The following is a 23,861-nucleotide window of genomic DNA, read 5'->3' on the forward strand; positions in this document are numbered from 1 at the left end:
CGCACACGACTTCACGCACGCACACGACTTCACGCGCGGCAGGCGCGCGCGCGACGCCCTGCATGGCAGACGGCATACGACGCCACGCACGGCAGACGGCACGCGAAGTCACGCACGGCAGACGGCATACGACGCCACGCACGGCAGGACGGGACAACCACCTCACATACGGCAGGGCCCGCGCCCTCATGGGCGCGGGCCCTCAGCCTCGTAAGGCGGGGACTACTCCTGCTTCTTGCGTCGCGTCCCGAACACGATCTCGTCCCAGCTCGGCACTGCGGCCCGGCGGCCGGGGCGCACGCCGTCGGCCTCGGCCTGGCGGTCGGTCGCGCCGACGAGCCGGTCGCGGTGGCTGCCGACGGAGCGGGGCATGAGGACGTCCGCGTAGGCGGAACCGGCGGAGGCAGCGGGGGCTGGAGGCTCCTCGGCCTCCGGTTCCTCCGCGGGCTCCTCCACGGGTGGTTCCGCCGGGCGTTCCGGGACCACCAGGTCGCCCCGGAAGCTCGGCACCGCCTCCAGCAGGCTGGTCAGCGAGTCCCGTTCGCCCATGCTCTCCTCGGCCGGCTCGGACGCCTGCGCCGGCAGGCTCGGCCGCTCCCGGTCGAGGGAACGATCAAGCGGGCGGTCGCGCGGCAGCCGTGCGATACGCGGCACGAACGGGAAGCTGGGCTCTGGCACGGCGAGGTCGTCGGACTCGCCGATCAGTGAGCGCGCCTCCTCGTCGACGGCCTGGACGAGCCGCCGGGGCGGGTCGTACGTCCAGCTCGCCGAGTGCGGTTCGCCCGCGACCAGGTAGACCAGCAGAACCTCCCAGGTGCCGTCGTCGCGGCGCCACGAGTCCCACTGGACGGTGTCCTTCTCGGCGCCGCGCAGCACCAGTCGCTCCTGGACGGCCTCGCCGAGCTGCGGCCCGGCGTTCTCGCCGGGCCGTCGGACCGGAGTCTTCCGGGCCCGCTCGGCCATGAAGGCGCGTTCGGCCAGCACGGGGCCTTCGAAGCGGCGTACGCGATCGACGGGAATGCCGGCCATCTGGGCGACTTCTTCCGCGGTCGCGCCTGCGCGTATCCGCGCCTGGATGTCGCGGGGGCGGAGATGGCTCTCCACCTCGATCTCGATCTGGCCGAGGCGGGGACGGTCGCCGCGCACGGCGGCACGGAGCCGTTCGTCGATCGGAAGCGTGTACTCCGTGCTGTCCGCAGCCTTCAACACCAGCCGTGTGCCGTCATTCGAGACGGCCACGACACGCAGTTCGGGCATGGGGACCTCCCGGGTGGTGCCTGCCGACGTCACGTGCGTCGCTGCTTCCGCTAGTCGAGTGTGGCCTGCCCGGGTGCAGCCTGCCACAACCTTGCCGAGTTGCCCGGCGTGTCGGGCATGGGCCCGCGTACGCCGTTATGACACGGTTACCTGTTCGCAACGCTAAGTGACCAACTCCGTCACCCTGTGCAACTAGCCCCCTCCCGGTGGTCCGGCAAGGCCCCGGACGCCCAGGCGGGAGACCGGACCCAGGGCTCGCAACAGTACTCCATTTGGGCCACGTGCGTGGATTGGCGCGCCGCCCAACTTGTCGCAAGGGATGGGACTTGGCCCTCCGTTGCGCGGTTCCGCGGTATCGAACGTGGCGTACTTCACGCAATGGCCAGAAACGGAACTAATGGTTTCGTTCGTACGTCCCCTTCTCGTGCAGGTGGTTGATCAAATGGGAAAAGTCGATCAAGTCAGGGAAAGGCAGGCAAGGTCCCGGGATGCGTGAAAGGCCCGTTGTCGTGGACGAGTCCAGCGCCGGGGAGGAGGCGGGAAAGAGGAAGCGGATCGACCTGAGCGTCCCTCAGGTCGCGGGCAGTGCCGTGGCCGCGGTGGTGGCGGCCAAGCTCGCCTCCTACTTCGGCGTCTACGGGACGATCCTCGGCGCCGGTGTGGTCAGTGTCGTCGCCACCTGCGGCGGCACGCTCTTCCAGCACTTCTTCAAGCGGACCGGCGAACAGATCCGCGAAGTGACCGTCCCGTCCAAGTCCGCCGTGATGGTGCCCCAGGTCGAGGCACCCCCGCCCGTCGGCGAGTTCACGGAGGGCACCGTCTACCGTGCCCGGGTCAGGAGCTGGAAGCGGCCGCTGGTCGCGGCCGCCCTTGTGTTCGGGGTCACCATGGCCGGAATCACCACATACGAGCTGGCGTCCGGCAACAGCTTCAGCGGCGGCAGTACGACTGTCGGCGACGCCCTTTCGGGCCACGACAAGTCGTCCTCCGGCTCAGGCTCCGGCGGCTCAGGCTCCGGCGGCGACTCGCCCTCGTCCACTTCCTCCGCGACGCCGGAGGCGACCGACGGCGCCACTCCGTCGAGCGGCGCCTCGTCCGGGGACACGGGGAACGGCGGTACGACGCGGAATCCGGCACCGGCTCCGAGCACCACCGACAGCGAGGGCTCGGGTGACGGCTCGTCGACGCCGGCCGGGACGCCCAGCGCGTCCGCTACTTCCCCAGAACCCTCCGCAAGTAGTCGTTCTGGAACAGCCGTTCCGGATCAAGCCGGTCCCTCAGCGCGTTGAACTCGCCGAAGCGCGGGTAGACCTGGGCCAGGTACTGCGCGTCCCGCGTGTGCACCTTGCCCCAGTGCGGCCGGCCCTCGTGCGCGGTGAAGATGCGCTCGGCGGCGGTGAAATACGCCTGATAGGGCGTACCCCTGAACATATGGACGGCGACGTAGGCGCTGTCCCGGCCCGAGGCCGTGGACAGGGCGATGTCGTCGGCCGGGGCGGTGCGCACCTCGACGGGGAAGCTGATCCGCAGGCCGGAACGGTCGACCATCGTCCTCAGCTCACGCAGCGTCTCCACCAGGGCCTCGCGCGGGACGGCGTACTCCATCTCGACGAAGCGCACCCGGCGCGGAGAAGTGAAGACCTTGTAGGGAATGTCCGTGTAGGTGCGCGCGGACAGGGCCCTGCTGGAGATCCGGGCGATCGCGGGGATCGTCGTCGGGGCCGCCCGGCCGACCCACTGGGCCACCTGGAAGACGCCGTTGGAGAGGAACTCGTCCTCGAACCAGCCGGTCAGCTGCCCCACCGGCTGCTCCGGACCCGCGCTGCGGTTGTTGCGCTTGGTGTTGGTGCTGCCGGTGTGCGGGAACCAGTAGAACTCGAAGTGCTCGTTCTCGGCCCAGAGTTCGTCGAAGTCGGCGAGGACCTTGTCGAACGGCATCGGCTCCTCGCGGGCCGTGAGCAGGAAGAGCGGCTCCACGGCGAAGGTGATCGCGGTGACGATGCCGAGCGCGCCCAGGCCTATGCGGGCGGCCGCGAAGACCTCCGGATTCTCCTTCTCGGAGCAGGTGAGCACCGACCCGTCGGCCGTGACCAGTTCCAGCCCCTTGATCTGGGCGGCGATCGAGGCCGACTCGCGGCCGGTGCCGTGCGTGCCGGTGCTGGTGGCCCCGGAGACCGTCTGCTCCATGATGTCGCCCATGTTGGTGAGCGACAGGCCCTCGCGGGCCAGGGCCATGTTGAGCCTCTTGAGCGGGGTACCCGCCTCCACCGTGACGGTCCCGGCCTCACGATCAATCTTGCGGATGCCGGTCAACAGTTGAGGGCGGATCAACACGCCGTCGGTGGCGGCGATCGACGTGAACGAGTGTCCGGTCCCCACGGCCTTCACCTTCAGGCCGTCCTCGGCGGCCTCCCGTACGGCCGCCGCCAGCTCCTCGACGGAGGCGGGCGTGACCTCCCGCGCGGGTCGGGCGGAGACGTTGCCGCCCCAGTTACGCCACGTGCCGTTCTTCCCGCTCGCTGTCGTGCTCAACGGTGCCTCCCCGCCCCGGAGCCGGCCTGCTGAGCCGGCGGTACCCCAGGAAACCGACCGCGACCGCGACGGCACCGGACACCGCCGGAACCCCGTACCCGGCGCGCGCACCGGCCGCGTCGATCACCCAGCCGGCCGCCGAGGAACCGAGCGCGACGCCGACCGCGAGCCCGGTGCTCACCCAGGTCATGCCCTCGGTCAGTTGCGCGCGTGGTACGTGCTCTTCGATGAGGGACATCGTCGTGATCATCGTCGGCGCGATGGACAGGCCCGCAACGAACAGCGCCACGGCCAGAAACGGCAAGTTTCCGACCAGTAGGAGGGGGATCATACTCACGGCCATCATGAATACGCCCAGCAGCCAGCGACGTTCGGGCGCCCCCTTGAAGTGCTGCAGCCCGAAGACGACTCCCGCCGCGCAGGATCCCGCCGCGTACAGCGCGAGGACGACGCTCGCGGCGCCCTTGTGGCCGCGCTCGTCGGCGAAGGCCACGGTGACCACGTCGACCGCTCCGAAGATCGCTCCGGTCGCCACGAAGGTGGCCACCAGGACCTGCAGTCCGCGCGAGCGCAGCGCCGTACCGCCGCCGTGCCGCTCCCGCGGGTGCGGCTCGGGTTCGGTGGCGCGCTGGGCGGTCAGCCAGAAGACGCCGACGGCCAGGAAGCAGGCGGCGAGCAGCGGCCCGGCCTCCGGGAACCACGCCGTGGACAGCCCGATGGAGATGATCGGCCCGAAGATGAAGCACACCTCGTCCACCACGGACTCGAAGGAGTAGGCGGTGTGCAGCTGTGGGGTGCCCCGGTACAGGGCGGCCCAGCGCGCGCGGATCATTGCGCCGAGGCTCGGTACGGAGCCGATGCCGGCGGCGCACACGAACAGCACCCAGTCGGGCCACTCGAATTGCGCGGCGAGCAGCAGCCCGGCCGCCGCGGCGAGTGCGACCAGCGTTGCGGGGCGCAGCACCCGCCGCTGCCCGTACTGGTCGACCATCCTCGAGATCTGCGGGCCGACCGCCGCCGCGGCCAGCGCGATGGTGGCCGACAGCGCGCCCGCGAGCCCGTATCGCCCGGTGAGCTGGGAGATCATCGTGACCACGCCGATGCCCATCATCGACAGCGGCATCCGGCCGACGAAGCCCGCGGCGGAGAAGCCCTTGGAGCCGGGTGCGGCGAAAAGGGCGCGGTAGGGGCTGGGCACGGGTGTCTCCGGGGATCCGGTAAGGCGCGAAGAAAGCTGATACAGCTTACGGGTTAGGTGACCCTAACGCACCCGGGGTGCGGGCCGAGATCCCGGCTGTCGGTGCCGGGTGGCAGGATCGACTCATGCCAGACGCGCTCGATGCCACCCCCTACGACGCCCTGCTCCTGCTCTCCTTCGGCGGCCCGGAAGGTCCGGACGACGTGGTCCCGTTCCTGGAGAACGTGACGCGCGGGCGCGGCATCCCCAAGGAACGCCTCAAGGAAGTCGGACAGCACTACTTCCTGTTCGGCGGGGTCAGCCCCATCAACGACCAGAACCGCGCCCTGCTGGACGCCCTCCGCAAGGACTTCGCCGGCCACGGCCTGGACCTGCCGGTCTACTGGGGCAACCGCAACTGGGCGCCCTACCTGACCGACACCCTGCGCGAGATGGTCGCCGACGGCCGCCGCCGCGTCCTTGTCCTGGCGACCAGCGCCTACGCCTCGTACTCGGGCTGCCGCCAGTACCGCGAGAACCTCGCGGACTCGCTCGCGGCCCTGGAGGCCGAGGGCCTGGAGCTGCCGGAGATCGACAAGCTGCGGCACTACTTCAACCATCCCGGCTTCCTGGAGCCCATGATCGACGGGGTGATCGAGTCCCTCGCCGACCTCCCCGAGGACGTCCGGGACGGCGCGCACATCGCCTTCTCGACCCACTCCATCCCGACCTCCGCCGCCGACGCCTCCGGCCCGGCCGAGGAGCACGGCGACGGCGGGGCGTACGTCAGGCAGCACCTGGACGTGGCGCAGCTGATCGCCGACGCCGTCCGTGAGCGCACGGGCGTCGACCACCCCTGGCAGCTCGTCTACCAGTCCCGCTCCGGCGCCCCGCACATCCCGTGGCTGGAGCCCGACATCTGCGACCACCTGGAGGAGCGGCACGCGGCCGGCGCCCCGGCGGTCGTCATGGCCCCCATCGGCTTCGTCTCCGATCACATGGAGGTCCTGTACGACCTCGACACGGAGGCCAGGGCCAAGGCCGAGGAGCTGGGACTGCCGGTGCGCCGCTCGGCCACCGTCGGTGCCGACCCGCGCTTCGCCGCCGCGATCCGGGAGCTGATCCTGGAGCGCGCCGGGAGCGAGCGCGGGCAGGAGGTCACGCCCTGCGCCTTGGGCGCGCTCGGCGCGAGCCACAACCTCTGCCCGGTCGGCTGCTGCCCGGCCCGCGCCCCCCGGCCCGCCGCCGCCGGCGCCGACAGCCCCTACGCGTGAGGAACACCGTGACCGACCCCCTGCACACGGAACTGCTCGAGCTCGCCCAGGAGGCCGCCCGCCGCGCGGGTGAGCTGCTGCGGGACGGCCGTCCGGCCGACCTCGCGGTCGCGGCCACCAAGTCGAGCCCGATCGACGTCGTCACCGAGATGGACATCGCGGCGGAGAAACTGATCACCGGCCTGATCGCCGACCACCGCCCCGCCGACGGCTTCCTCGGAGAGGAGGGCGCCTCCAGTGAGGGCACGAGCGGCGTCCGCTGGGTGATCGACCCCCTCGACGGCACGGTCAACTACCTCTACGGGCTGCCGACCTGGGCCGTGTCCATCGCCGCGGAGCAGGACGGTGAGACCGTCGTCGGGGTGGTGGCGGCCCCGATGCGCGGCGAGACGTACCACGCGGTCCGCGGCGGCGGGGCCTGGGCCACCGGAGCCTGGGACGGCGAGCGCAGGCTCGCCTGCCGGCCCGCAGCGCCCCTCGACCAGGCCCTGGTCTCGACCGGCTTCAACTACGTCACCGAGGTCCGCGCGCACCAGGCCGAGGTCGCCCAAAAGCTGATCCCGCTGCTGCGTGACATTCGGCGCAGCGGCTCGGCCGCCGTCGACCTGTGCGACGTCGCCGCGGGCCGCCTCGACGGCTACTACGAGCGTGGACTGCACGCCTGGGACTACGGCGCGGGTGACCTGATCGCCCGTGAGGCGGGCGCCCTGACCGGTGGACGCCCCTCGGAGCGCCCCTCACGCGACCTCACGGTGGCGGGGACCCCGGGCGTCTTCGAACCCCTCCAGCGGCTTCTGGAGGACTTCGGCGCCTGGCACGACTGAGAGCCGGCCAAGACGCCGTACGACGACAGCGGGGCCCCGGCACTGGATCGCCCGGGGCCCCGCTGTCGTACGTACGAACCGGTCAGACGGCGGACACGCCGACCTCAACGCCGTGCTCGGCGGCGAGGCGGCGCAGGTCGTCGAGCTCGCCCTGTTCCACCTCGACGAGGAAGTCGTCGCCCTCGTCACGAGCCCGCGTCAGGTCGGACTCGGTCGCCTTTATGCGCTGCAGAAGTCCTGCGGTGAAAGCGTCCATGCTGCGCCCCCTCGTCCTGGGTCGTGGGCCGATGGCACGGGGGTGTGCCGTTCGGAAGGGGCGATCACGTCTCCCATGGGTGCCCGGCGCAGCCCATTGCCGGGCGGCCACGGTGCCGGACACCCACGCCCACTCTGCGGAAAGCGGACGGCGACGTGCCGCATGGTGTTGCGGCACAAGCAGAGCGTGATCGCGGGGTGTAAACGGTCCTCCCCCCACTCCCTTCCGCGGAAACCTCAACCCGACGAGAAAATCTGCTGTTCCCGGCCGATCACCCGCGCTTCGGAGCCCGATCACCCGTCTTACGGCCGACTTATGACCGAAAAGGGCAGGATGGACGCCACACACCCACGAAGACCCCCTGCCCGCGTGTGCCCAAGGCGCTACGCGGGTGGACACAGGAAGGACAAGCGACGTGCGCGTACTCGTCGTCGAGGACGAGCAACTGCTCGCCGATGCGGTGGCCACCGGACTGCGCCGGGAGGCCATGGCCGTCGACGTCGTGTACGACGGTGCGGCCGCACTGGAGCGCATCGGCGTCAACGACTACGACGTGGTCGTCCTCGACCGCGACCTCCCGCTCGTCCACGGCGACGACGTCTGCCGCAAGCTCGTCGAGCTCGGCCTGCCCACGCGCGTGCTGATGCTCACCGCGTCCGGCGACGTCAGCGACCGTGTCGAGGGCCTGGAGATCGGCGCCGACGACTACCTGCCCAAGCCCTTCGCGTTCAGCGAGCTCATCGCGCGCGTGCGTGCCCTCGGCCGGCGGACGAGCGTGCCGCTGCCGCCCGTCCTGGAGCGGGCCGGCATCAAGCTCGACCCCAACCGCCGCGAGGTCTTCCGCGACGGCAAGGAGGTCCAGCTCGCACCCAAGGAGTTCGCCGTCCTGGAAGTGCTGATGCGCTCCGAGGGGGCGGTCGTCTCCGCGGAGCAGCTGCTGGAGAAGGCCTGGGACGAGAACACCGACCCGTTCACCAACGTCGTGCGCGTGACGGTCATGACCCTGCGCCGCAAGCTGGGCGAGCCGCCCGTCATCGTCACTGTCCCCGGTTCCGGCTACCGGATCTGATCCACCGTGGCCACGACTCCCGCGCCGCCCCAGGCGCCCCCGAAACCCACCTGGGACCCCAGGAGGCCGCAGCCCCCCTTCCCGTGGCTGCGCCCGACCATCCGGATACGGCTGACGCTGCTGTACGGCGGCATGTTCCTGATCGCCGGCATCCTGCTGCTGTCGATCATCTACCTGCTGGCCGCGAACGCCCTGAACGTGGGCAGCGATCTGCCCTTCAAGATCATCTCGGGTCAGGTCACCAGCGACATCTGCAATTTCCCGACCCAGACGACCGCGAGCGAGCTCAACCACGCGATGAGCGAGTGCGTGAACGAGCAGCGCCAGCACGCCCTGGACGACCTGCTCAGCCGCTCTCTGCTCACCCTGCTCGGCCTCGCCGTGATCGCCTTCGCCTTCGGCTACGCCATGGCCGGCCGGGTGCTCTCCCCGCTCGGCCGGATCACCCGCACGGCGCGCGCGGTGGCGGGCTCGGACCTGTCCCGTCGGATCGAGCTGGACGGCCCGGACGACGAGTTCAAGGAGCTGGCCGACACCTTCGATGACATGCTGGAGCGCCTTCAGCGTGCCTTCACCGCCCAGCAGCGCTTCGTCGGCAACGCCTCGCACGAGCTGAGGACGCCGCTCGCGATCAACCGCACGCTCCTCGAGGTCCACCTGTCCGACCCGAACGCGCCGGTGGAGCTGCAGCAGCTCGGCAAGACGCTGCTGGCCACCAACGAGCGCAGTGAGCAGCTCGTGGAGGGCCTGCTGCTGCTCGCCCGCAGCGACAACCAGATCGTCGAGCGCAAGCCGGTGGACCTCGCCGAGGTCGCCGAGCAGGCCGTCGACCAGGTGCACGCCGAGGCGGAGGCGAAGGGCGTGGAGATCCGCGGCGAGCGGAAGCCCGCCGTCGTCCAGGGCAACGGCGTGCTGCTGGAGCGGATCGCCCTGAACCTGGTGCAGAACGCCGTGCGCTACAACGTCCCCGGGGGTGGCTGGGTGGAAGTCACCACGGAGGTCGAGCACGGCCAGGCGGTCCTGGTCGTGTCGAACACGGGACCGGCCGTACCGGCGTACGAGATCGACAATCTCTTCGAGCCGTTCAGACGGCTGCGTACGGAGCGCACGGGCAGCGACAAGGGCGTCGGCCTCGGCCTGTCCATCGCGCGGTCCGTGGCCCGGGCGCACGGCGGGCACATCGCGGCCCAGCCGCGGGAGGGGGGCGGGCTCGTGATGCGGGTCACGCTTCCCATCTGAGATCATGTCGCCGACACACGCGGACATGTTCGCTTTGCGCGGAATTTTCAGGGCAATCGACGATCAGTTCCATGTGTGATCGATCACAAGGGCGAATTTCAGGCCATCTACTCTCCGTGATCATGGCTGGTGTCGTAAAGCCGGGAAAATCCGGGTTTTCGCAGGTCCTGATCACGGGAAGTACACGGTGAGACGCCTTTGAAGAGCGGCCGTCGGACCGTGTACGGTCCCGATCGCCATCCAAGCCGATCACTCTTGAGGGGTCCGGTTGGGTGTCGATTGAGTAACAGACCTTGATGTGAGGCAAAATCTCCGCCTCGGGTCGGGCACAAGTCCGGCCTCTCACGCGTTACGTGCGCTGGAGACACCCGCAGACACCCAGAGGGGGAGAGCGACCATGGCAACCGATTACGACACCCCACGCAAGACCGACGACGACGTTGACTCGGACAGTCTTGAAGAGCTGAAGGCTCGCCGCAATGACAAGTCGGCCTCGGCCGTCGACGTCGACGAGTTCGAGGCCGCCGAGGGCCTCGAACTGCCCGGAGCCGACCTCTCGAACGAGGAGTTGGCCGTCCGAGTGCTGCCGAAGCAGCAGGACGAGTTCACCTGCATGAGCTGCTTCCTGGTGCATCACCGCAGCCAGCTGGCCCGCGAGAAGAACGGCCAGCCGATCTGCCGCGACTGCGACTGAGGACGGGTCGGCCGTGACTGGCTCGACCCCTCCTCGGAAGCGCCGCTTCCCCCTGGGGAAGGCGGACCAAGGGCCGTCCGACGGCCCTCACGGCGTGCGTGACGACGAGCGGGGCTCATCCGGTACGACTGAGTCGTCCGGCTCAGCCTCGCTCGAACCGGCAGGCGACCGGGGTGACCTCCCGGCGCCGGTGGAGAGTCCCGCGCCCGTCGCCAGGCGACGGGCCGCGGCGATCCGCGACAAGGCCACCGACCTGGCCAAGGAGGGCGTCCGCAAGGGCGGCAGCCGCGCCAGGGCGGGCCTGGCGTACCTCGCCGACCGGATCATCGAGATCGCCCCGCGTGTCCCCGTGCGGGACCTCGGGACGCTCCGCAGGCAGTTCCCGGGCCTCGGGCCCGAGCAGCTCGCCGACAAGCTCGTGGCGGGCGCCGCGAACGCGACGTCCAGCGTCGGAGCGGGGATCGGGGCGGCCGCGATGCTCCCCGTGCCGCCCGCGATGCCCACCGAACTGGCCGCGGAGATCACCGGGGTCGCGGCGATCGAACTGAAGCTGATCGCCGAGCTCCATGAGGTGTACGGCGTGCGGCCGCCGGGACAGCTGAAGGACCGCAGCACCGCGTATCTGCGCTCATGGTCGGGCGAGCGCGGGATCGACGTGCTGAAGCCGGCCACGGTCAACTCGGCCCTGGGCGGCAAGATGAAGCGCGAGCTTCGGCAGCAGATCATGAAGCGGACGGTCCGGGACCTGCCGAACCTGATGCCGTTCATGGTCGGGGCCGCCGTGGGCGCGGTCATGAACCGCCGTGACACGAAGAAACTTGCCGCGCGGATCCGGGCAGACCTGCGGAAGATGCAGGTGCCCTGGGACGCGCTGCCCGAGCTGCCGCCGCTGGAGCCCCCGGCGGATCCGGTGCAGCTGGGCGACATCTCGAAGGAACTGGGGCGCTGAGACGTACCGCCCGCGGGTGCCGTCGGCCCCTGTGAGTCGCCCCACGGCCTTCCAGCCCGCCTCCCGGCCGTCGGAAGGCCCGCGACCCCCGCGGGGCCCAGGCGTTACGCCGCGGCCGCCCGGGCGGCCTTCAGGGCCTCCGCCAGGCGTTCCGGTTCCCGGGTGGACAGGTACAGGTACGGCGTGGGGTCGTCCGGGTCCGTGACCTCGACACGCAGGGCCTTGGGGATGTAGGCGCGCAGCAGGAGGAAGGCGCGTACGTCGGCCTTGTAGGTGCGCCAGGCGCGGGCCTCCTCGGCGTCCAGGACCTCCGCCTCGCCGAGGGCCGACAGGGGGATCTTCGCCTCGCCGGCGATCAGGGAGTCCCCCACCACGCGGATGCGGAGCGAGCCGTAGGAGCTGGCCGCGACCGCCGCGGCCGCCGTGCCGCCGACGAGACCGCCGAGCATCGGCAGCGTGCCGAAGGGGAGCAGGATCAGGGCGAGGGCGACGCCCACGAGGAACGAGATCAGCCACCACGAGCGGGGGGCGGTCAGGCGTTCTTCGTACGGGGTGGCGGAGAGCTGCATGGAGTCAAGCTTGGCACGGTGTCCGGATCGCGCCGACGCGCGGGTAAGGTCTGCGGCTGTGAGTGGTACTTCCCCAGCTCTTCAGCCTCCCGTCGATGCCGTGAAACCGGTGCGGCACCCCGATGCTCCCGCACCCGGCGAGCTCCTCGGCGCCCACTATGAACAGTGTTTCGGGTGTGGTGGCGAGCAGCCTCATGGGCTGCACCTCGAGGCGCGGGCCGGCGAGGGCGTCACGATCACCGCCGAGTTCACCGTGCAGCCCGCCCACCAGGGCGCTCCCGGGCTCGCGCACGGCGGTGTGCTCGCGACCGCGCTCGACGAGACCCTCGGCTCGCTGAACTGGCTGCTGCGGACCGTCGCCGTGACCGGACGGCTTGAGACCGACTTCGTACGGCCGGTGCCTGTCGGCACGACCTTGCATCTGGAGGCGGAGGTGACGGCGGTGGCCGGGCGGAAGATCTACTCGACCGCCACCGGACGCATCGGCGGACCCGACGGGCCCGTCGCCGTCCGGGCCGACGCCCTCTTCGTCGAGGTCAAGGTCGAGCACTTCGTCAACCATGGCCGCGACGCGGAGATCCAGGCCGCCATGAGCGACCCGGACCAGATCCGGCGTGTCCGCGCCTTCGAGGTGAACCCGTGAGCCCCGTCGGCCGTGACCTCGTGGACGTCCTGATCCGGCGTGTCGATCCCGACGTACCGCTTCCGGCGTACGCACATCCCGGTGACGCGGGCGCCGACCTGCGCACCACCGAGAGCTGTGAGTTGCAGCCGGGCGAGCGGGCCGTCCTGCCCACCGGGGTGTCTGTCGCGCTCCCCGAGGGGTACGCGGCCTTCGTGCATCCGCGATCCGGTCTCGCCGCCCGCTGCGGTGTCGCCCTGGTGAATGCCCCGGGGACGGTTGATGCCGGGTACCGTGGGGAGATCAAGGTGATCGTGGTGAATCTCGACCCGCGCGAGTCCGTGCGGTTCGAGCGTTTCGACCGGATTGCTCAACTGGTTGTCCAGCAGGTCGAGAGGGTCCGCTTCCAGGAGGTCGCGGAGCTTCCCGACTCGGCACGGGCCGAGGGGGGCTTCGGGTCCACCGGCGGCCATGGCGCGGTGGGCGGCGCGAGCGGCACAAGCGGTCAGGCCGCCGAGGGCGGCACAACGGGTGGGTGTAGATACGCTTCGGTCGTATCCGACCGGGAAGGACAGTGACGTGTTCGGACGTCGCAAGAAGAAGGGTGCCGCCGAGGATGCGGCCGGCGAGGCCGAGCAGGTCGTCGACAGCGTCGACACCGAGGCGGACGAAGAGGGCGGGCGCGGGCGCGTGAGGCTCGAGCCCGAGCCGCGGCCCGACGGGCCCTGGGACGACACCGAGGTGCGCGACCCGGGCGAGGGCCGCGTGGACCTCGGCGGTCTGTTCGTGCCGGGAGTCGACGGCATGGAGCTGCGGGTCGAGGTCGCCGGCGACGCGATCGTCGCGGCCACCGTCGTGCTGCGCGACAGTGCCATCCAGCTCCAGGCCTTCGCCGCTCCCAAGCGTGAGGGCATCTGGGGCGAGGTGCGCGAGGAGATCGGTTCGGGCATCACCCAGCAGGGCGGCATCGTCGACGAGGTCGAGGGTCCGCTGGGCTGGGAACTGCGGGCCCAGGTACCGGTCCAGCTGCCCGACGGCACGGGCGGTTTCCAGGTCGTGCGCTTCGTCGGCGTGGACGGTCCCCGCTGGTTCCTGCGTGGTGTCATCTCGGGCCAGGGCGCGGTGCAGCCGCAGGCGGCCGGTCTGCTCGAGCAGATCTTCCGGGACACCGTCGTGGTCCGCGGCGAGGGCCCGATGGCGCCCCGCGACCCGATCGTCCTGAAGCTGCCGAACGACGCCCAGATGGTCCCCGAGGGTGTCCAGCAGGAGGAGGCCGGTTCGCGCTTCTCCGGCGGCATGGGGCAGTTGCAGCGCGGGCCGGAGATCACCGAGGTTCGCTGAGCACAGTCGTACGCGGTGGGCCGTACCCCGACGGGGTACGGCCCACCGCCATGTGCGGGCTCATGCGCGATCCCTTGACGGCCAGTTGGTCTGTACCTATGGTCTCGGCCCAGCGCACTGTTCATGCAGGCGCTCATCGTTCACATACGAGAACGGATGGCCCCCCACCATGCGCCGTACCGCACTCCTCGCCACCGTCGCCACCCTCGTCGCGGGCGCCCTCGTCTGGCCCGCCGCCCGCCACGCCGACGCCGCCCCCGCCACCTTCGTCCACCCCGGAGTCACCGTCTCCAAGGGCCAGTTGGACTTCGCCCGCACCCAGGTCAACGCCGGCGCTCAGCCCTGGAAGGGCGCGTACGACCAGATGCTGGCAAGCAAGTACGCCGACCTGAACCGCACCCCGGCGCCCCGCGCGACCGTCGAGTGCGGCTCGTACTCCAACCCGAACTACGGCTGCACCGACGAGCGTGAGGACGCGATAGCGGCGTACACCGACGCCCTCGCCTGGTACATCACGCGCGACGCCCGGTACGCGCAGAAGTCCATCGCGCTGATGGACGCCTGGTCCGCCGTGATCAAGGACCACACCAACAGCAACGCGCCGCTGCAGACCGGCTGGGCCGGCTCCTCCTGGACCAAGGCCGCCGAGATCATCAAGTACACGTACACCGGGACGTGGACCAACTCCGGCCGCTTCGCGACCATGCTCCGCGACGTCTACCTCCCCGAGGTCATAGGCGGCTCCAACTCCAACGGCAACTGGGAACTGACGATGATGGAGGCCGCCGTCGGCATCTCCGTCTTCCTCGAGGACAAGACGTCGTACGACAAGGCCATGGCGACGTTCCGGACGCGGACGGCCGCGTACGTCTACCTGTCCTCCGACGGCTCGGTGCCGAAGACCGTGCCGAGCCAGAACCTCGACACCACCGCGAAGATCGTCAACTACTGGCAGGGGCAGTCCACCTTCGTCACCGGCCTCACCCAGGAGACCTGCCGCGACCTCACGCACACCGGGTACGGCATCTCGTCCATCTCGCACATCGCCGAGACCAGCCGCATCCAGGGCCAGGACCTGTACGGCACCGACGTCGGCGAGCGGCTGCGGCAGGCACTCGGCTTCCAGTCCAAGTACCAGCTGGGTACGGCCGTCCCGAGCTGGCTGTGCGGCGGCTCCCTCACTCTCGGGCTCGGTCCGGTCACCGAGGTCGGCTACAACGCCCTGCACAACCGGCTGGGCATCGCGATGACCAACACCCAGACACTGACCCTGCAGAACCGTCCGGCCGGCAGCAACAACCTGTTCGTAGCCTGGGAGACCCTCACCCACGGGGACAACCCGAACTGAAACCGTTGAACGGCCGGGCGCCCGGCGGTGATACTGGCGCCCGGTCCACGGGGGACACGGGGAGCACGGGGGAGGGCACATGAGCCGGGTGGTCACCGAGACCATGGTGCGGGTCGAGGACGTCCACAAGTCGTACGGCCGTGGCGCCGCTGCCGTCCACGCGCTGCGCGGCGTCTCCTTCGAGGTCCCGCGAGGTGAGCTCGTCGCCCTCAAGGGCCGGTCGGGCTCAGGCAAGACCACGCTCCTCAACATCGTCGGCGGACTCGACGAGCCGGACACCGGCCGGGTCACCGTCGACGGGCTCGACCTGGCGGAGCTCGGCGAGGACGGGCTGCTCGCTCTGCGCCGGGACCGCGTCGGCTTCGTCTTCCAGTCCTTCGGCCTCATCCCCATCCTCACCGCCGCCGAGAACATCGGGGTGCCGCTGCGGCTGCGCCGGGCCGACCCGCGCGAGCGCGAGGAGCGCGTCGAACTGCTGCTCTCCCTGGTCGGCCTGGCCGACCACGCGGCCCAGCGGCCCGGCGAGCTGTCCGGCGGCCAGCGCCAGCGGGTCGCTGTCGCCCGCGCCCTCGCCAACAACCCCGCACTCCTCATCGCCGACGAGCCGACCGGCCAGCTGGACGCGGAGACCGGTCACGCCGTCATGGAGCTGCTGCGCGCCGTCGTCCGCAGTGAACGGGTCACCGCCCTGGTCGCCACCCACGATGCGACTCTGCTGGACCTGGCCGACCGGGTGCTCGAGTTGAGGGACGGGGAAGTGGCCGAGCAGTAGGCCCCGCCGGGCGGTAGGCCCCCCCGCCCGGCGCGTCAGGGTTGTGTCAAAGACGCCCCCTGCCCCATTCCTCGCCCTATTTGTCGACATCGTTGACCGTAAGGTCGACGCTGCGTACGCAGTAGTCACGGGAAGACAATGGGGCCATGGCACGCGGCAAGCTTCGGATCTATCTCGGTGCGGCACCGGGCGTCGGCAAGACGTACGCGATGCTGTCCGAGGCGCACCGGCGGGTGGAGCGCGGTACCGACTGCGTGGTGGCGTTCGTGGAGCACCACGGCCGGCCACGTACCGAGGTGATGCTGCACGGCCTGGAGCAGATCCCGCGCAAGGAGCTCGGCTACCGGGACACGGTCTTCACCGAGATGGACGTCGACGCGGTGCTCCGGCGCGCGCCCGCTGTCGCCCTGGTGGACGAGCTGGCCCATACGAACGTCCCGGGCTCGCGCAACGCCAAGCGCTGGCAGGACGTGGAGGAGCTGCTCGCCGCCGGGATCGATGTCGTCTCGACGGTGAACATCCAGCATCTGGAGTCGCTGGGGGATGTCGTGGAGTCCATCACGGGGGTGCGGCAGCGGGAGACGGTTCCGGACGAGGTGGTGCGCCGTGCCGACCAGATCGAGTTGGTCGACATGTCGCCGCAGGCGCTGCGCCGCCGGATGGCGCACGGGAACATCTACAGGTCGGACAAGGTCGACGCGGCCCTGTCGAAGTATTTCCGGCCGGGGAATCTGACCGCGCTGCGGGAGTTGGCGCTGTTGTGGGTGGCGGACCGGGTCGACGAGTACCTGAACGAGTACCGCAGTGAGCATCGGGTGTCGGCGATCTGGGGTTCGCGGGAGCGGATCGTGGTCGGTCTGACCGGTGGTCCGGAGGGCCGGACGTTGATCCGGCGGGCGGCGCGGCTGGCGGAGAAGGGTGCCGGTGGTGAGGTGCTGGCGGTGTACATAGCCCGCAGTGACGGGCTGACGTCGGCCTCGCCGAAGGAGCTGGCCCTCCAGCGGACCCTGGTCGAGGACCTGGGCGGCACGTTCCACCATGTCGTCGGTGAGGACATACCGGCGGCGCTGCTGGACTTCGCGCGCGGGGTCAACGCCACGCAGATCGTGCTGGGTGTCTCGCGCCGCAAGGCCTGGCAGTACGTTTTCGGGCCGGGCGTGGGAGCGACGGTCGCCCGGGAGTCGGGGCCCGACCTCGACGTCCACCTGATCACCCATGGCGAGGCGGGCAAGGGGCGCGGGCTGCCCGTGGCCAGGGGCGCGCGGCTCGGGCGGGCCCGGATCGTCTCGGGCTGGCTGGTCGGCGTGGCCGGCCCGGCGGTCCTGGCACTGTTGCTGAACACCGTGAACCTGGGCCTCGCCAACGACATGCTGCTGTTCCTGTCGCTGACGGTGGCGGCGGCCCTGCTCGGCGGGCTGCTGCCGGCCCTCGCCTCGGCAGCCGTCGGATCGTTCCTGCTGAACTACTACTACACGCCCCCGCTGCACCGGCTGACGATCGCCGATCCGAAGAACATCGTGGCCATCGCGATCTTCGTCGGGGTCGCGGTGTCGGTGGCCTCCGTGGTGGACCTCGCGGCCCGGCGTACCCACCAGGCGGCCCGGCTGCGGGCCGAGTCGGAGATCCTCTCCTTCCTGGCCGGCAATGTGCTGCGCGGGGAGACCAGCCTGGAGGCGCTGCTGGAGCGGGTGCGCGAGACGTTCGGCATGGAGTCGGCGGCGCTGCTGGAGCGGGAGAGCGACGTGGCGCCCTGGACCTGCGCGGGGCGCGTGGGCCTGGGGCGGCCGCTGGAACGGCCCGAGGACGCGGACGTGGACATGCCGGTCGGGGACCACATGGCGCTGGCGCTCACGGGCCGGGTGCTGCCCGCCGAGGACCGCCGCGTACTGGCCGCGTTCGCCGCGCAGTCCGCCGTCGTCCTGGACCGCCGACGCCTCCAGGAGGAGGCCGACCAGGCCCGGAGGCTCGCGGAGGGCAACCGCATCCGTACCGCGCTGCTGGCCGCCGTCAGCCACGACCTCCGTACGCCGCTGGCCGGGATCAAAGCGGCCGTGTCGAGCCTCAGGTCCGACGACGTGGACTGGTCCGAGGAGGACCGGGCGGAACTCCTGGAGGGCATCGAGGACGGCGCCGACCGCCTCGACCACCTGGTCGGCAACCTGCTCGACATGTCCCGCCTCCAGACCGGCACCGTCACCCCGATCATCCGGGAGACGGACATCGACGAGGTCGTCCCGATGGCACTCGGCGGCGTCCCCGAGGACAGCGTGGACCTGGACGTCCCCGAGACCCTGCCGATGGTCGCCGTCGACGCCGGGCTGCTGGAGCGGGTGGTGGCCAACCTGGTCGAGAACGCGGTCAAGTACAGCCCGAGCGACGAGCGCGTCCTGGTCGCCGCCAGCGCCATCGCCGACCGGGTCGAGGTACGCGTGGTGGACCGCGGCCCTGGCGTCCCCGACGACGCCAAGGAACGTATCTTCGAACCCTTCCAGCGCTACGGCGACGCCCCGCGCGGAGCGGGCGTCGGCCTCGGCCTCGCCGTGGCCCGCGGCTTCGCCGAGGCGATGGGCGGCACCCTCGACGCCGAGGACACCCCCGGCGGCGGCCTCACCATGGTTCTCACCCTCCGCGCGGCAGGATCGCGCTCTGAGTTTCTCCCTCCCGTACAGCCCGAAAGGCAGGTCACATGGTGAGCCCGACCGGGGGGACCCCCCAGACCCCCACGAGGGTGCTCGTGATCGACGACGAGCCGCAGATCGTGCGCGCCCTCGTGATCAATCTCAGGGCGCGCAAGTACGAGGTCGACGCGGCCCACGACGGAGCCACCGCGCTCCAGCTCGCCGCGGCCCGCCACCCGGACGTGATCGTCCTCGACCTGGGCCTGCCGGACATGGACGGCGTCGAGGTCATCAAGGGGCTGCGCGGCTGGACCCGGGTGCCGATCCTGGTGCTGTCCGCGCGGCATTCCTCCGACGAGAAGGTCGAGGCGCTCGACGCGGGCGCCGACGACTACGTCACCAAGCCCTTCGGCATGGACGAGCTGCTGGCCCGGCTGCGGGCCGCCGTCCGCCGGGCCGAGCCCGCCGGGGCCGACGAGGACGCAGTGATGGTGGAGACCGACGAGTTCGCCGTCGACCTGGCCGCGAAGAAGGTCACCCGGGACGGGAAGGACGTGCGTCTGACGCCCACGGAGTGGCACCTGCTGGAGGTGCTGGTGCGCAACACCGGCCGTCTGGTCAGCCAGAAGCAGCTGCTCCAGGAGGTGTGGGGACCCTCCTACGGAACCGAGACGAACTACTTGCGGGTGTACATGGCCCAGCTGCGCCGCAAGCTGGAGGCGGACCCCTCGCACCCGAAGCACTTCATCACGGAGCCGGGGATGGGTTATCGCTTCGAGAAGTGAGCGGCGGCGGGCCGGGGGTCCGGGGGTTGGCCCCCGGGGGATGTGGCATCACGGAGCCGGGGATGGGTTATCGCTTCGAGAAGTGAGCGGCGAGAGGGACGCGGCGTTGCGGAGCCGGGCACGGGGACCGGTTCGAGCGTCGGCACGGTGGGTACGTTGCTGACAGTGCATCCCGGTACGCTTCAGATATGAGTGGTGTTCCTCGTTCCGAAAAGCCGGTGGGCCGGTTCCGGCGCATGCTCGACCGGCTCTCCTCCTCGCAGGAGGAGTTGGAGTCCGAGGAGCTGCGGGAGGACGCCGAGACCGCCGGCTGCGTCCGGATCGGTGACTGCCAGGACCGGCAGATCGTTACGGTTACTGGTACCTTGCGCACGGTTACCCTGCGGCCGCGCGCCGGAGTCCCGGCCCTGGAGGCCGAGCTGTTCGACGGCTCCGCCGCACTGGACGTGGTGTGGCTCGGCAGGCGCTCCATCGTGGGGATAGAACCGGGGCGCAGGCTGATCGCGTCGGGCCGGATCTCCATGAGCCGGGGCCGCCGGGTGCTGTTCAACCCCAAGTACGAACTGAGACCCCTCGGACGGGAGTAGCCGGTGACGTCGCTCGACAAGCCGACCCAGGACACCCAGCAGGATGACGCCCGGGCGGTGACGGAGGCCGCGCTCTTCGAGGCGTTCGGCGGGGTGCGGGGCATGGTCGAGACGGTGCTGCCCGGCCTGCTCTTCGTCACCATCTTCACGATCAACAAGGACCTGCACTGGTCGGCGATCGCCGCGCTGGCCGTGTCGCTCGTCCTGGTCGTGGTCCGGCTCGTGATGAGGGACACCGTCAAGCACGCCTTCAGCGGTGTCTTCGGCGTCGCCTTCGGTGTCGTGTTCGCGATGATGACCGGCAACGCCAAGGACTTCTACCTGCCCGGCATGCTCTACACGCTGGGCCTGGCACTGGCGTACATCATCACCACGCTGTGCGGCGTCCCGCTGATCGGCCTGATCCTCGGCCCGGTCTTCAAGGAGAACCTCTCCTGGCGCACCCGCAACCCGGGCCGCAAGAAGGCGTACGCCAAGGCCAGCTGGGCCTGGGGCCTGATCCTGCTCGCCAAGTGCGCGATCATCTTCCCGCTGTACTGGTGGGCCAACACCGCCCAGCTCGGCTGGGTCCTGGTCGCTCTGAAGATCCCGCCCTTCCTGCTCGCCGTCTGGATCACCTGGCTCCTCCTGGCGAAGGCGCCCGCGCCGATCGACGTCTTCGCCGAGATGGAGGCGGAGGAGAAGGCCGAGGAGGAGCGCAAGGCCGCGCTGGCCGCGGAGCAAGGCGAAGCGACGGGCGGACGCCACCGCCGGTAGGCACCTCAGCCGCGTGTACGGCGACCGATAGGCACCTCAGCCGCGTCTACGACGATGGGGGCGCCCGGAGATCTCCGGGCGCCCCCATCGTCGTAACCCCTCGGGGCGACTAGCTCGACGTGTCCTCACGACGCACCGACAGCAGGTCCTCCAGCTGCTCCTCGCGGGCCTGCGCGGCCACGAACAGCAGTTCGTCGCCCGCCTCCAGGGAGTCCTCCTGGGACGGGGTGAGGACGCGGGTGCCGCGGATGATGGTGACGAGGGAGGTGTCCTCGGGCCACTCCACATCGCCGACCTGGGTGCCGGCCAGGGCCGACTCCTCCGGCAGGGTCAGTTCGACGAGGTTGGCGTCGCCATGGCTGAAGCGCAGCAGCCGGACCAGGTCGCCGACGCTCACCGCCTCCTCGACCAGGGCCGACATCAGACGCGGGGTGGAGACGGCCACGTCCACGCCCCACGACTCGTTGAAGAGCCACTCGTTCTTCGGGTTGTTGACGCGGGCGACGACGCGCGGAACGCCGTACTCCGTCTTCGCCAGCAGCGAGACGACCAGGTTGACCTTGTCGTCGCCCGTCGCGGCGATCACGACGTTGCAGCGCTGGAGCGCGGCCTCGTCCAGGGACGTGATCTCACACGCGTCGGCGAGCAGCCACTCCGCCTGCGGGACGCGCTCGACCGAGATGGCGGTCGGCGCCTTGTCGACGAGCAGGACCTCGTGGCCGTTCTCCAGCAGCTCGCCCGCGATCGAGCGGCCGACCGCACCGGCACCGGCAATGGCGACCCTCATCAGTGACCGCCCTCCTTCGGGCCCTCGGCGAACGACGCCTCGACCTTCTCGACATCGTTGCTGCGCATCATCACGTGCACCAGGTCGCCCTCCTGCAGCACAGTCTGCGAGGTGGGCAGGATCGCTTCGCCGAGGCGGGTCAGGAACGCCACGCGGACGCCCGTCTCCTCCTGCAGCTCGCTGATCCGGTGGCCGACCCAGGCACTGGAGGCGTGCACCTCGGCGAGCTGCACGCCGCCGGTGGGATCGCGCCACAGCGGCTCGGCGCCGGACGGCAGCAGACGGCGCAGCATCTGGTCGGCCGTCCAGCGGACCGTCGCGACCGTCGGGATGCCCAGGCGCTGGTAGACCTCGGCGCGCCGGGGGTCGTAGATGCGGGCCGCGACGTTCTCGATGCCGAACATCTCGCGGGCCACGCGCGCCGCGATGATGTTGGAGTTGTCGCCGCTGGACACGGCCGCGAAGGCGCCGGCCTCCTCGATGCCGGCCTCGCGCAGGGTGTCCTGGTCGAAGCCGACCCCGGTGACCCGACGGCCGCCGAAAGAGGAGCCCAGTCGTCGGAAGGCGGTGGGGTCCTGGTCGATCACGGCGACCGTATGCCCCTGTTGCTCCAGGGTCTGGGCGAGAGCGGAACCCACTCTGCCGCAGCCCATGATGACGATGTGCACCTAGCCCTACCCCGCAGTCCTGGTCATCCCGCTGACCTGCGAAAACACGCTGCTCACTCTTCTCTCTCAGTCTGCCGGGCAACAACGGGGCAACAGCATGCGGCGTTGCCCCGAAACGAGCTTATGCTGCAACGTCGTCCGTGCCAGCATCCGCGTACGCATTGGCACGGGCGCGGCCGTGGAAGGCCCGCCCGGCGTCGGATACGACAGGGCCTGGTGCGTGACGGCCGGCTCGGGCCGCCGTGATCCATGAGACGAACGGCAGCCCTCTGGCGGCGACCTCCGCCGACGTATGGAGGACCGTGACGCGGGGTGTGTTCGAGTACGGCCGTCGCGTCGCCTCTTCGGCGGGTGGGGACGAAGCAGACTCCTGAGCGGCCAACACATGCGGGGATCGCGAGCTGTCGTTGGCGCTGTGGGTGAGGCGCGTCTGGTTCGATGAGGTGTCGCTGGCTGCCACAATCCGCGAGGAGTCGATCCTGAACACGTCGGTCGCCGAGGTCATGTCGGTGGTCCTGCTCCTGGCAGTGCTGGCCTGTGCGGTGGTGCGCCCGTGGGGCTGGCCGGAGGCGGCCGTCGCGGTTCCGGCTGCCGGAGTCCTGATCGGCACCGGGGCGATCTCGCCGGAGCACGCGTGGGCCGAGGTGACGCGGCTGGGCCCGGTCGTCGGCTTCCTGGCGGCGGTGCTGGTGCTGGCCCAGCTGTGCGACGACGAGGGCTTGTTCCACGCGTCCGGGACGTGGATGGCGCGGACCGCGGCGGGGCGGCCGCGTCGGCTGCTCGTGCAGGTGTTCGTGATCGCGTCGGTGATCACGGCGGTGCTGAGCCTGGATGCCACGGTCGTGCTGCTCACCCCGGTGGTGTTCGCCACCGCCGCGCGACTGGGCGCCCGCCCCAAGCCGCACGTGTACGCGTGCACGCACCTGTCGAACACGGCCTCACTCCTGCTGCCGGTCTCCAACCTGACCAACCTGCTGGCGTTCACGGTCAGCGGGCTGAGCTTCGCCCGCTTCGCCGCGCTGATGGCGCTGCCGTGGCTTGTCGCGATCGGCGTCGAGTACGTGGTCCTGCGGCGCTTCTTCGCCGCGGATCTCGATGCCGGTGCCCAGGCCCCACTCGCCGCGGACCCTCCCGAACTGCCGGCGTTCGCCCTGGTCACCGTGGCGGGCACGCTGGCCGGCTTCGTGCTCACCTCCGCGCTCGGCATCGAGCCGGTGTGGGCGGCCCTGGCGGGTGCGCTGGTGCTGGCCGCCCGTGCCCTCGCCCAGCGCCGGACCAGTCCCGGGGCGATCGTCCGTGCCGCGGCCGTGCCTTTCCTGGCCTTTGTGCTGGCGCTGGGCATCGTTGTCCGAGCGGTCGTGGACAACGGCCTCGCCTCGGCCCTCGCCGGCCTGGTCCCCGGCGGCACCGGTCTGCCCGCCCTGCTGGGCATCGCGGCGCTGGCCGCCGTGCTGGCGAACGTCATCAACAACCTGCCCGCCGTCCTGGTCCTGCTGCCGCTGACCGCTCCGGCAGGGTCCGGCGCGGTCCTCGCGGTGCTGCTCGGAGTGAACATCGGGCCGAATCTGACGTATGCCGGCTCTCTGGCCACCCTGCTGTGGCGACGCATCCTGCACGAGCACGACACCGCCGTGGAACTGCGGGAATTCACCCGGCTCGGACTCCTCGTCGTGCCGCCGGCCCTGGGACTGGGCGTGGTAGCACTGTGGGTGTCGTTGCACGTCATCGGAGGCTGAT

24 protein-coding genes are annotated in these 23,861 nt (G+C 70.6%); 17 read left to right on the plus strand and 7 right to left on the minus strand.

The features are described 5' to 3' along the window. Nucleotides 1-222: 222 nt before the first annotated feature. Complete coding sequence (sepH, locus tag ABT114_RS31630; RefSeq protein WP_351146324.1) at nucleotides 223-1,257, minus strand: septation protein SepH; 1,035 nt, start codon at nucleotides 1,255-1,257, stop codon at nucleotides 223-225. Nucleotides 1,258-1,745: 488 nt separating this feature from the next. On the opposite strand from sepH, the gene ABT114_RS31635 reads away from it, so the two are divergent. After that, nucleotides 1,746-2,546: a hypothetical protein gene (locus tag ABT114_RS31635; protein WP_351146325.1), complete on the plus strand. Its 801-nt coding sequence runs from the start codon at nucleotides 1,746-1,748 to the stop codon at nucleotides 2,544-2,546. Here ABT114_RS31635 and ABT114_RS31640 read toward each other — a convergent pair. Next, complete coding sequence (locus tag ABT114_RS31640; protein ID WP_351146326.1) at nucleotides 2,470-3,789, minus strand: D-arabinono-1,4-lactone oxidase; 1,320 nt, start codon at nucleotides 3,787-3,789, stop codon at nucleotides 2,470-2,472. The two genes, ABT114_RS31635 and ABT114_RS31640, sit on opposite strands and share 77 nt — an antisense overlap. Continuing rightward, nucleotides 3,749-4,987 carry an MFS transporter gene (locus ABT114_RS31645; protein WP_351146327.1) on the minus strand — a complete coding sequence of 413 codons (1,239 nt, stop codon included), beginning with the start codon at nucleotides 4,985-4,987 and terminating at the stop codon, nucleotides 3,749-3,751. The genes ABT114_RS31640 and ABT114_RS31645 overlap by 41 nt, the downstream gene beginning before the upstream one ends. A 125-nt stretch (nucleotides 4,988-5,112) precedes the next feature. Here ABT114_RS31645 and ABT114_RS31650 point away from each other — a divergent pair, with 125 nt between their 5' ends. Both ABT114_RS31650 and ABT114_RS31655 read left to right on the plus strand, forming a co-directional pair. Then, a complete protein-coding gene (locus tag ABT114_RS31650) occupies nucleotides 5,113-6,240 on the plus strand; it encodes a ferrochelatase (RefSeq protein ID WP_351146328.1) in 1,128 nt (375 codons plus the stop codon). A gap of 8 nt (nucleotides 6,241-6,248) precedes the next feature. Next, the gene (locus tag ABT114_RS31655) at nucleotides 6,249-7,064 is read left to right on the plus strand and encodes an inositol monophosphatase family protein (protein WP_351146329.1); all 816 of its coding nucleotides are present in this window, start codon (nucleotides 6,249-6,251) and stop codon (nucleotides 7,062-7,064) included. Between the two features lie 82 nt (nucleotides 7,065-7,146). On the opposite strand, the gene ABT114_RS31660 is transcribed toward ABT114_RS31655, so the two are convergent. Beyond that, a complete protein-coding gene (locus ABT114_RS31660; protein ID WP_351146330.1) occupies nucleotides 7,147-7,320 on the minus strand; it encodes a hypothetical protein in 174 nt (57 codons plus the stop codon). Nucleotides 7,321-7,735: 415 nt separating this feature from the next. Here ABT114_RS31660 and ABT114_RS31665 point away from each other — a divergent pair, with 415 nt between their 5' ends. The 4 genes from ABT114_RS31665 to ABT114_RS31680 all read left to right on the plus strand — a co-directional run bounded on the left by ABT114_RS31665 (nucleotide 7,736) and on the right by ABT114_RS31680 (nucleotide 11,271). Then, entirely contained in the window at nucleotides 7,736-8,389 is a 654-nt protein-coding gene (locus ABT114_RS31665; RefSeq protein WP_009340866.1) for a response regulator transcription factor, read from the plus strand. Nucleotides 8,390-8,395: 6 nt separating this feature from the next. After that, nucleotides 8,396-9,628: a sensor histidine kinase gene (locus tag ABT114_RS31670; RefSeq protein WP_351146331.1), complete on the plus strand. Its 1,233-nt coding sequence runs from the start codon at nucleotides 8,396-8,398 to the stop codon at nucleotides 9,626-9,628. A 397-nt stretch (nucleotides 9,629-10,025) separates the two neighbouring features. Then, nucleotides 10,026-10,322, plus strand: coding sequence for a DUF4193 domain-containing protein (locus ABT114_RS31675; protein ID WP_003993510.1), 297 nt, complete (start codon nucleotides 10,026-10,028; stop codon nucleotides 10,320-10,322). Between the two features lie 13 nt (nucleotides 10,323-10,335). Next, the gene (locus ABT114_RS31680) at nucleotides 10,336-11,271 is read left to right on the plus strand and encodes a hypothetical protein (RefSeq protein WP_351146332.1); all 936 of its coding nucleotides are present in this window, start codon (nucleotides 10,336-10,338) and stop codon (nucleotides 11,269-11,271) included. Nucleotides 11,272-11,375: 104 nt separating this feature from the next. Here the strand turns inward: ABT114_RS31680 and ABT114_RS31685 are convergent, their stop codons facing one another. Beyond that, nucleotides 11,376-11,840 (minus strand): DUF3093 domain-containing protein, encoded by a 465-nt coding sequence (locus ABT114_RS31685; RefSeq protein WP_351146333.1) that lies wholly within the window; start codon nucleotides 11,838-11,840, stop codon nucleotides 11,376-11,378. A gap of 58 nt (nucleotides 11,841-11,898) precedes the next feature. Here ABT114_RS31685 and ABT114_RS31690 point away from each other — a divergent pair, with 58 nt between their 5' ends. The 9 genes from ABT114_RS31690 (at nucleotide 11,899) to ABT114_RS31730 (ending at nucleotide 20,669) form a co-directional block, all read left to right on the plus strand. Further along, a complete protein-coding gene (locus ABT114_RS31690; protein WP_351146334.1) occupies nucleotides 11,899-12,483 on the plus strand; it encodes a PaaI family thioesterase in 585 nt (194 codons plus the stop codon). After that, complete coding sequence (gene dut, locus ABT114_RS31695) at nucleotides 12,480-13,040, plus strand: dUTP diphosphatase (protein ID WP_351146335.1); 561 nt, start codon at nucleotides 12,480-12,482, stop codon at nucleotides 13,038-13,040. Before ABT114_RS31690 ends, dut begins: the two co-directional genes overlap by 4 nt. A gap of 1 nt (nucleotide 13,041) precedes the next feature. Beyond that, on the plus strand, nucleotides 13,042-13,803 hold the full coding sequence (locus ABT114_RS31700) for a DUF3710 domain-containing protein (RefSeq protein ID WP_351146336.1): 762 nt from the start codon (nucleotides 13,042-13,044) through the stop codon (nucleotides 13,801-13,803). A gap of 169 nt (nucleotides 13,804-13,972) precedes the next feature. Then, complete coding sequence (locus tag ABT114_RS31705) at nucleotides 13,973-15,151, plus strand: alginate lyase family protein (protein WP_351146337.1); 1,179 nt, start codon at nucleotides 13,973-13,975, stop codon at nucleotides 15,149-15,151. Between the two features lie 79 nt (nucleotides 15,152-15,230). Next, nucleotides 15,231-15,923, plus strand: coding sequence for an ABC transporter ATP-binding protein (locus tag ABT114_RS31710; protein ID WP_351146338.1), 693 nt, complete (start codon nucleotides 15,231-15,233; stop codon nucleotides 15,921-15,923). Nucleotides 15,924-16,069: 146 nt separating this feature from the next. Next, entirely contained in the window at nucleotides 16,070-18,616 is a 2,547-nt protein-coding gene (locus ABT114_RS31715; protein ID WP_351146339.1) for an ATP-binding protein, read from the plus strand. Beyond that, the gene (locus ABT114_RS31720; protein ID WP_351146340.1) at nucleotides 18,610-19,326 is read left to right on the plus strand and encodes a response regulator; all 717 of its coding nucleotides are present in this window, start codon (nucleotides 18,610-18,612) and stop codon (nucleotides 19,324-19,326) included. The genes ABT114_RS31715 and ABT114_RS31720 overlap by 7 nt, the downstream gene beginning before the upstream one ends. Before the next feature lie 188 nt (nucleotides 19,327-19,514). Next, complete coding sequence (locus ABT114_RS31725) at nucleotides 19,515-19,913, plus strand: OB-fold nucleic acid binding domain-containing protein (RefSeq protein ID WP_351146341.1); 399 nt, start codon at nucleotides 19,515-19,517, stop codon at nucleotides 19,911-19,913. A gap of 3 nt (nucleotides 19,914-19,916) precedes the next feature. Beyond that, nucleotides 19,917-20,669, plus strand: coding sequence for a DUF3159 domain-containing protein (locus ABT114_RS31730; protein WP_351146342.1), 753 nt, complete (start codon nucleotides 19,917-19,919; stop codon nucleotides 20,667-20,669). A 109-nt stretch (nucleotides 20,670-20,778) separates the two neighbouring features. Here ABT114_RS31730 and ABT114_RS31735 read toward each other — a convergent pair whose 3' ends face one another. Continuing rightward, on the minus strand, nucleotides 20,779-21,456 hold the full coding sequence (locus tag ABT114_RS31735; RefSeq protein ID WP_351146343.1) for a potassium channel family protein: 678 nt from the start codon (nucleotides 21,454-21,456) through the stop codon (nucleotides 20,779-20,781). Then, nucleotides 21,456-22,124 carry a potassium channel family protein gene (locus tag ABT114_RS31740; RefSeq protein ID WP_351146344.1) on the minus strand — a complete coding sequence of 223 codons (669 nt, stop codon included), beginning with the start codon at nucleotides 22,122-22,124 and terminating at the stop codon, nucleotides 21,456-21,458. The genes ABT114_RS31735 and ABT114_RS31740 overlap by 1 nt, the downstream gene beginning before the upstream one ends. A 503-nt stretch (nucleotides 22,125-22,627) precedes the next feature. Here ABT114_RS31740 and ABT114_RS31745 point away from each other — a divergent pair. Then, nucleotides 22,628-23,860 (plus strand): SLC13 family permease, encoded by a 1,233-nt coding sequence (locus tag ABT114_RS31745; RefSeq protein WP_502988426.1) that lies wholly within the window; start codon nucleotides 22,628-22,630, stop codon nucleotides 23,858-23,860. Nucleotide 23,861: the final 1 nt, after the last annotated feature.

Origin of the sequence: Streptomyces sp. NPDC002088 (assembly GCF_040296605.1) — a bacterium.
GTDB lineage: Bacteria > Actinomycetota > Actinomycetes > Streptomycetales > Streptomycetaceae > Streptomyces.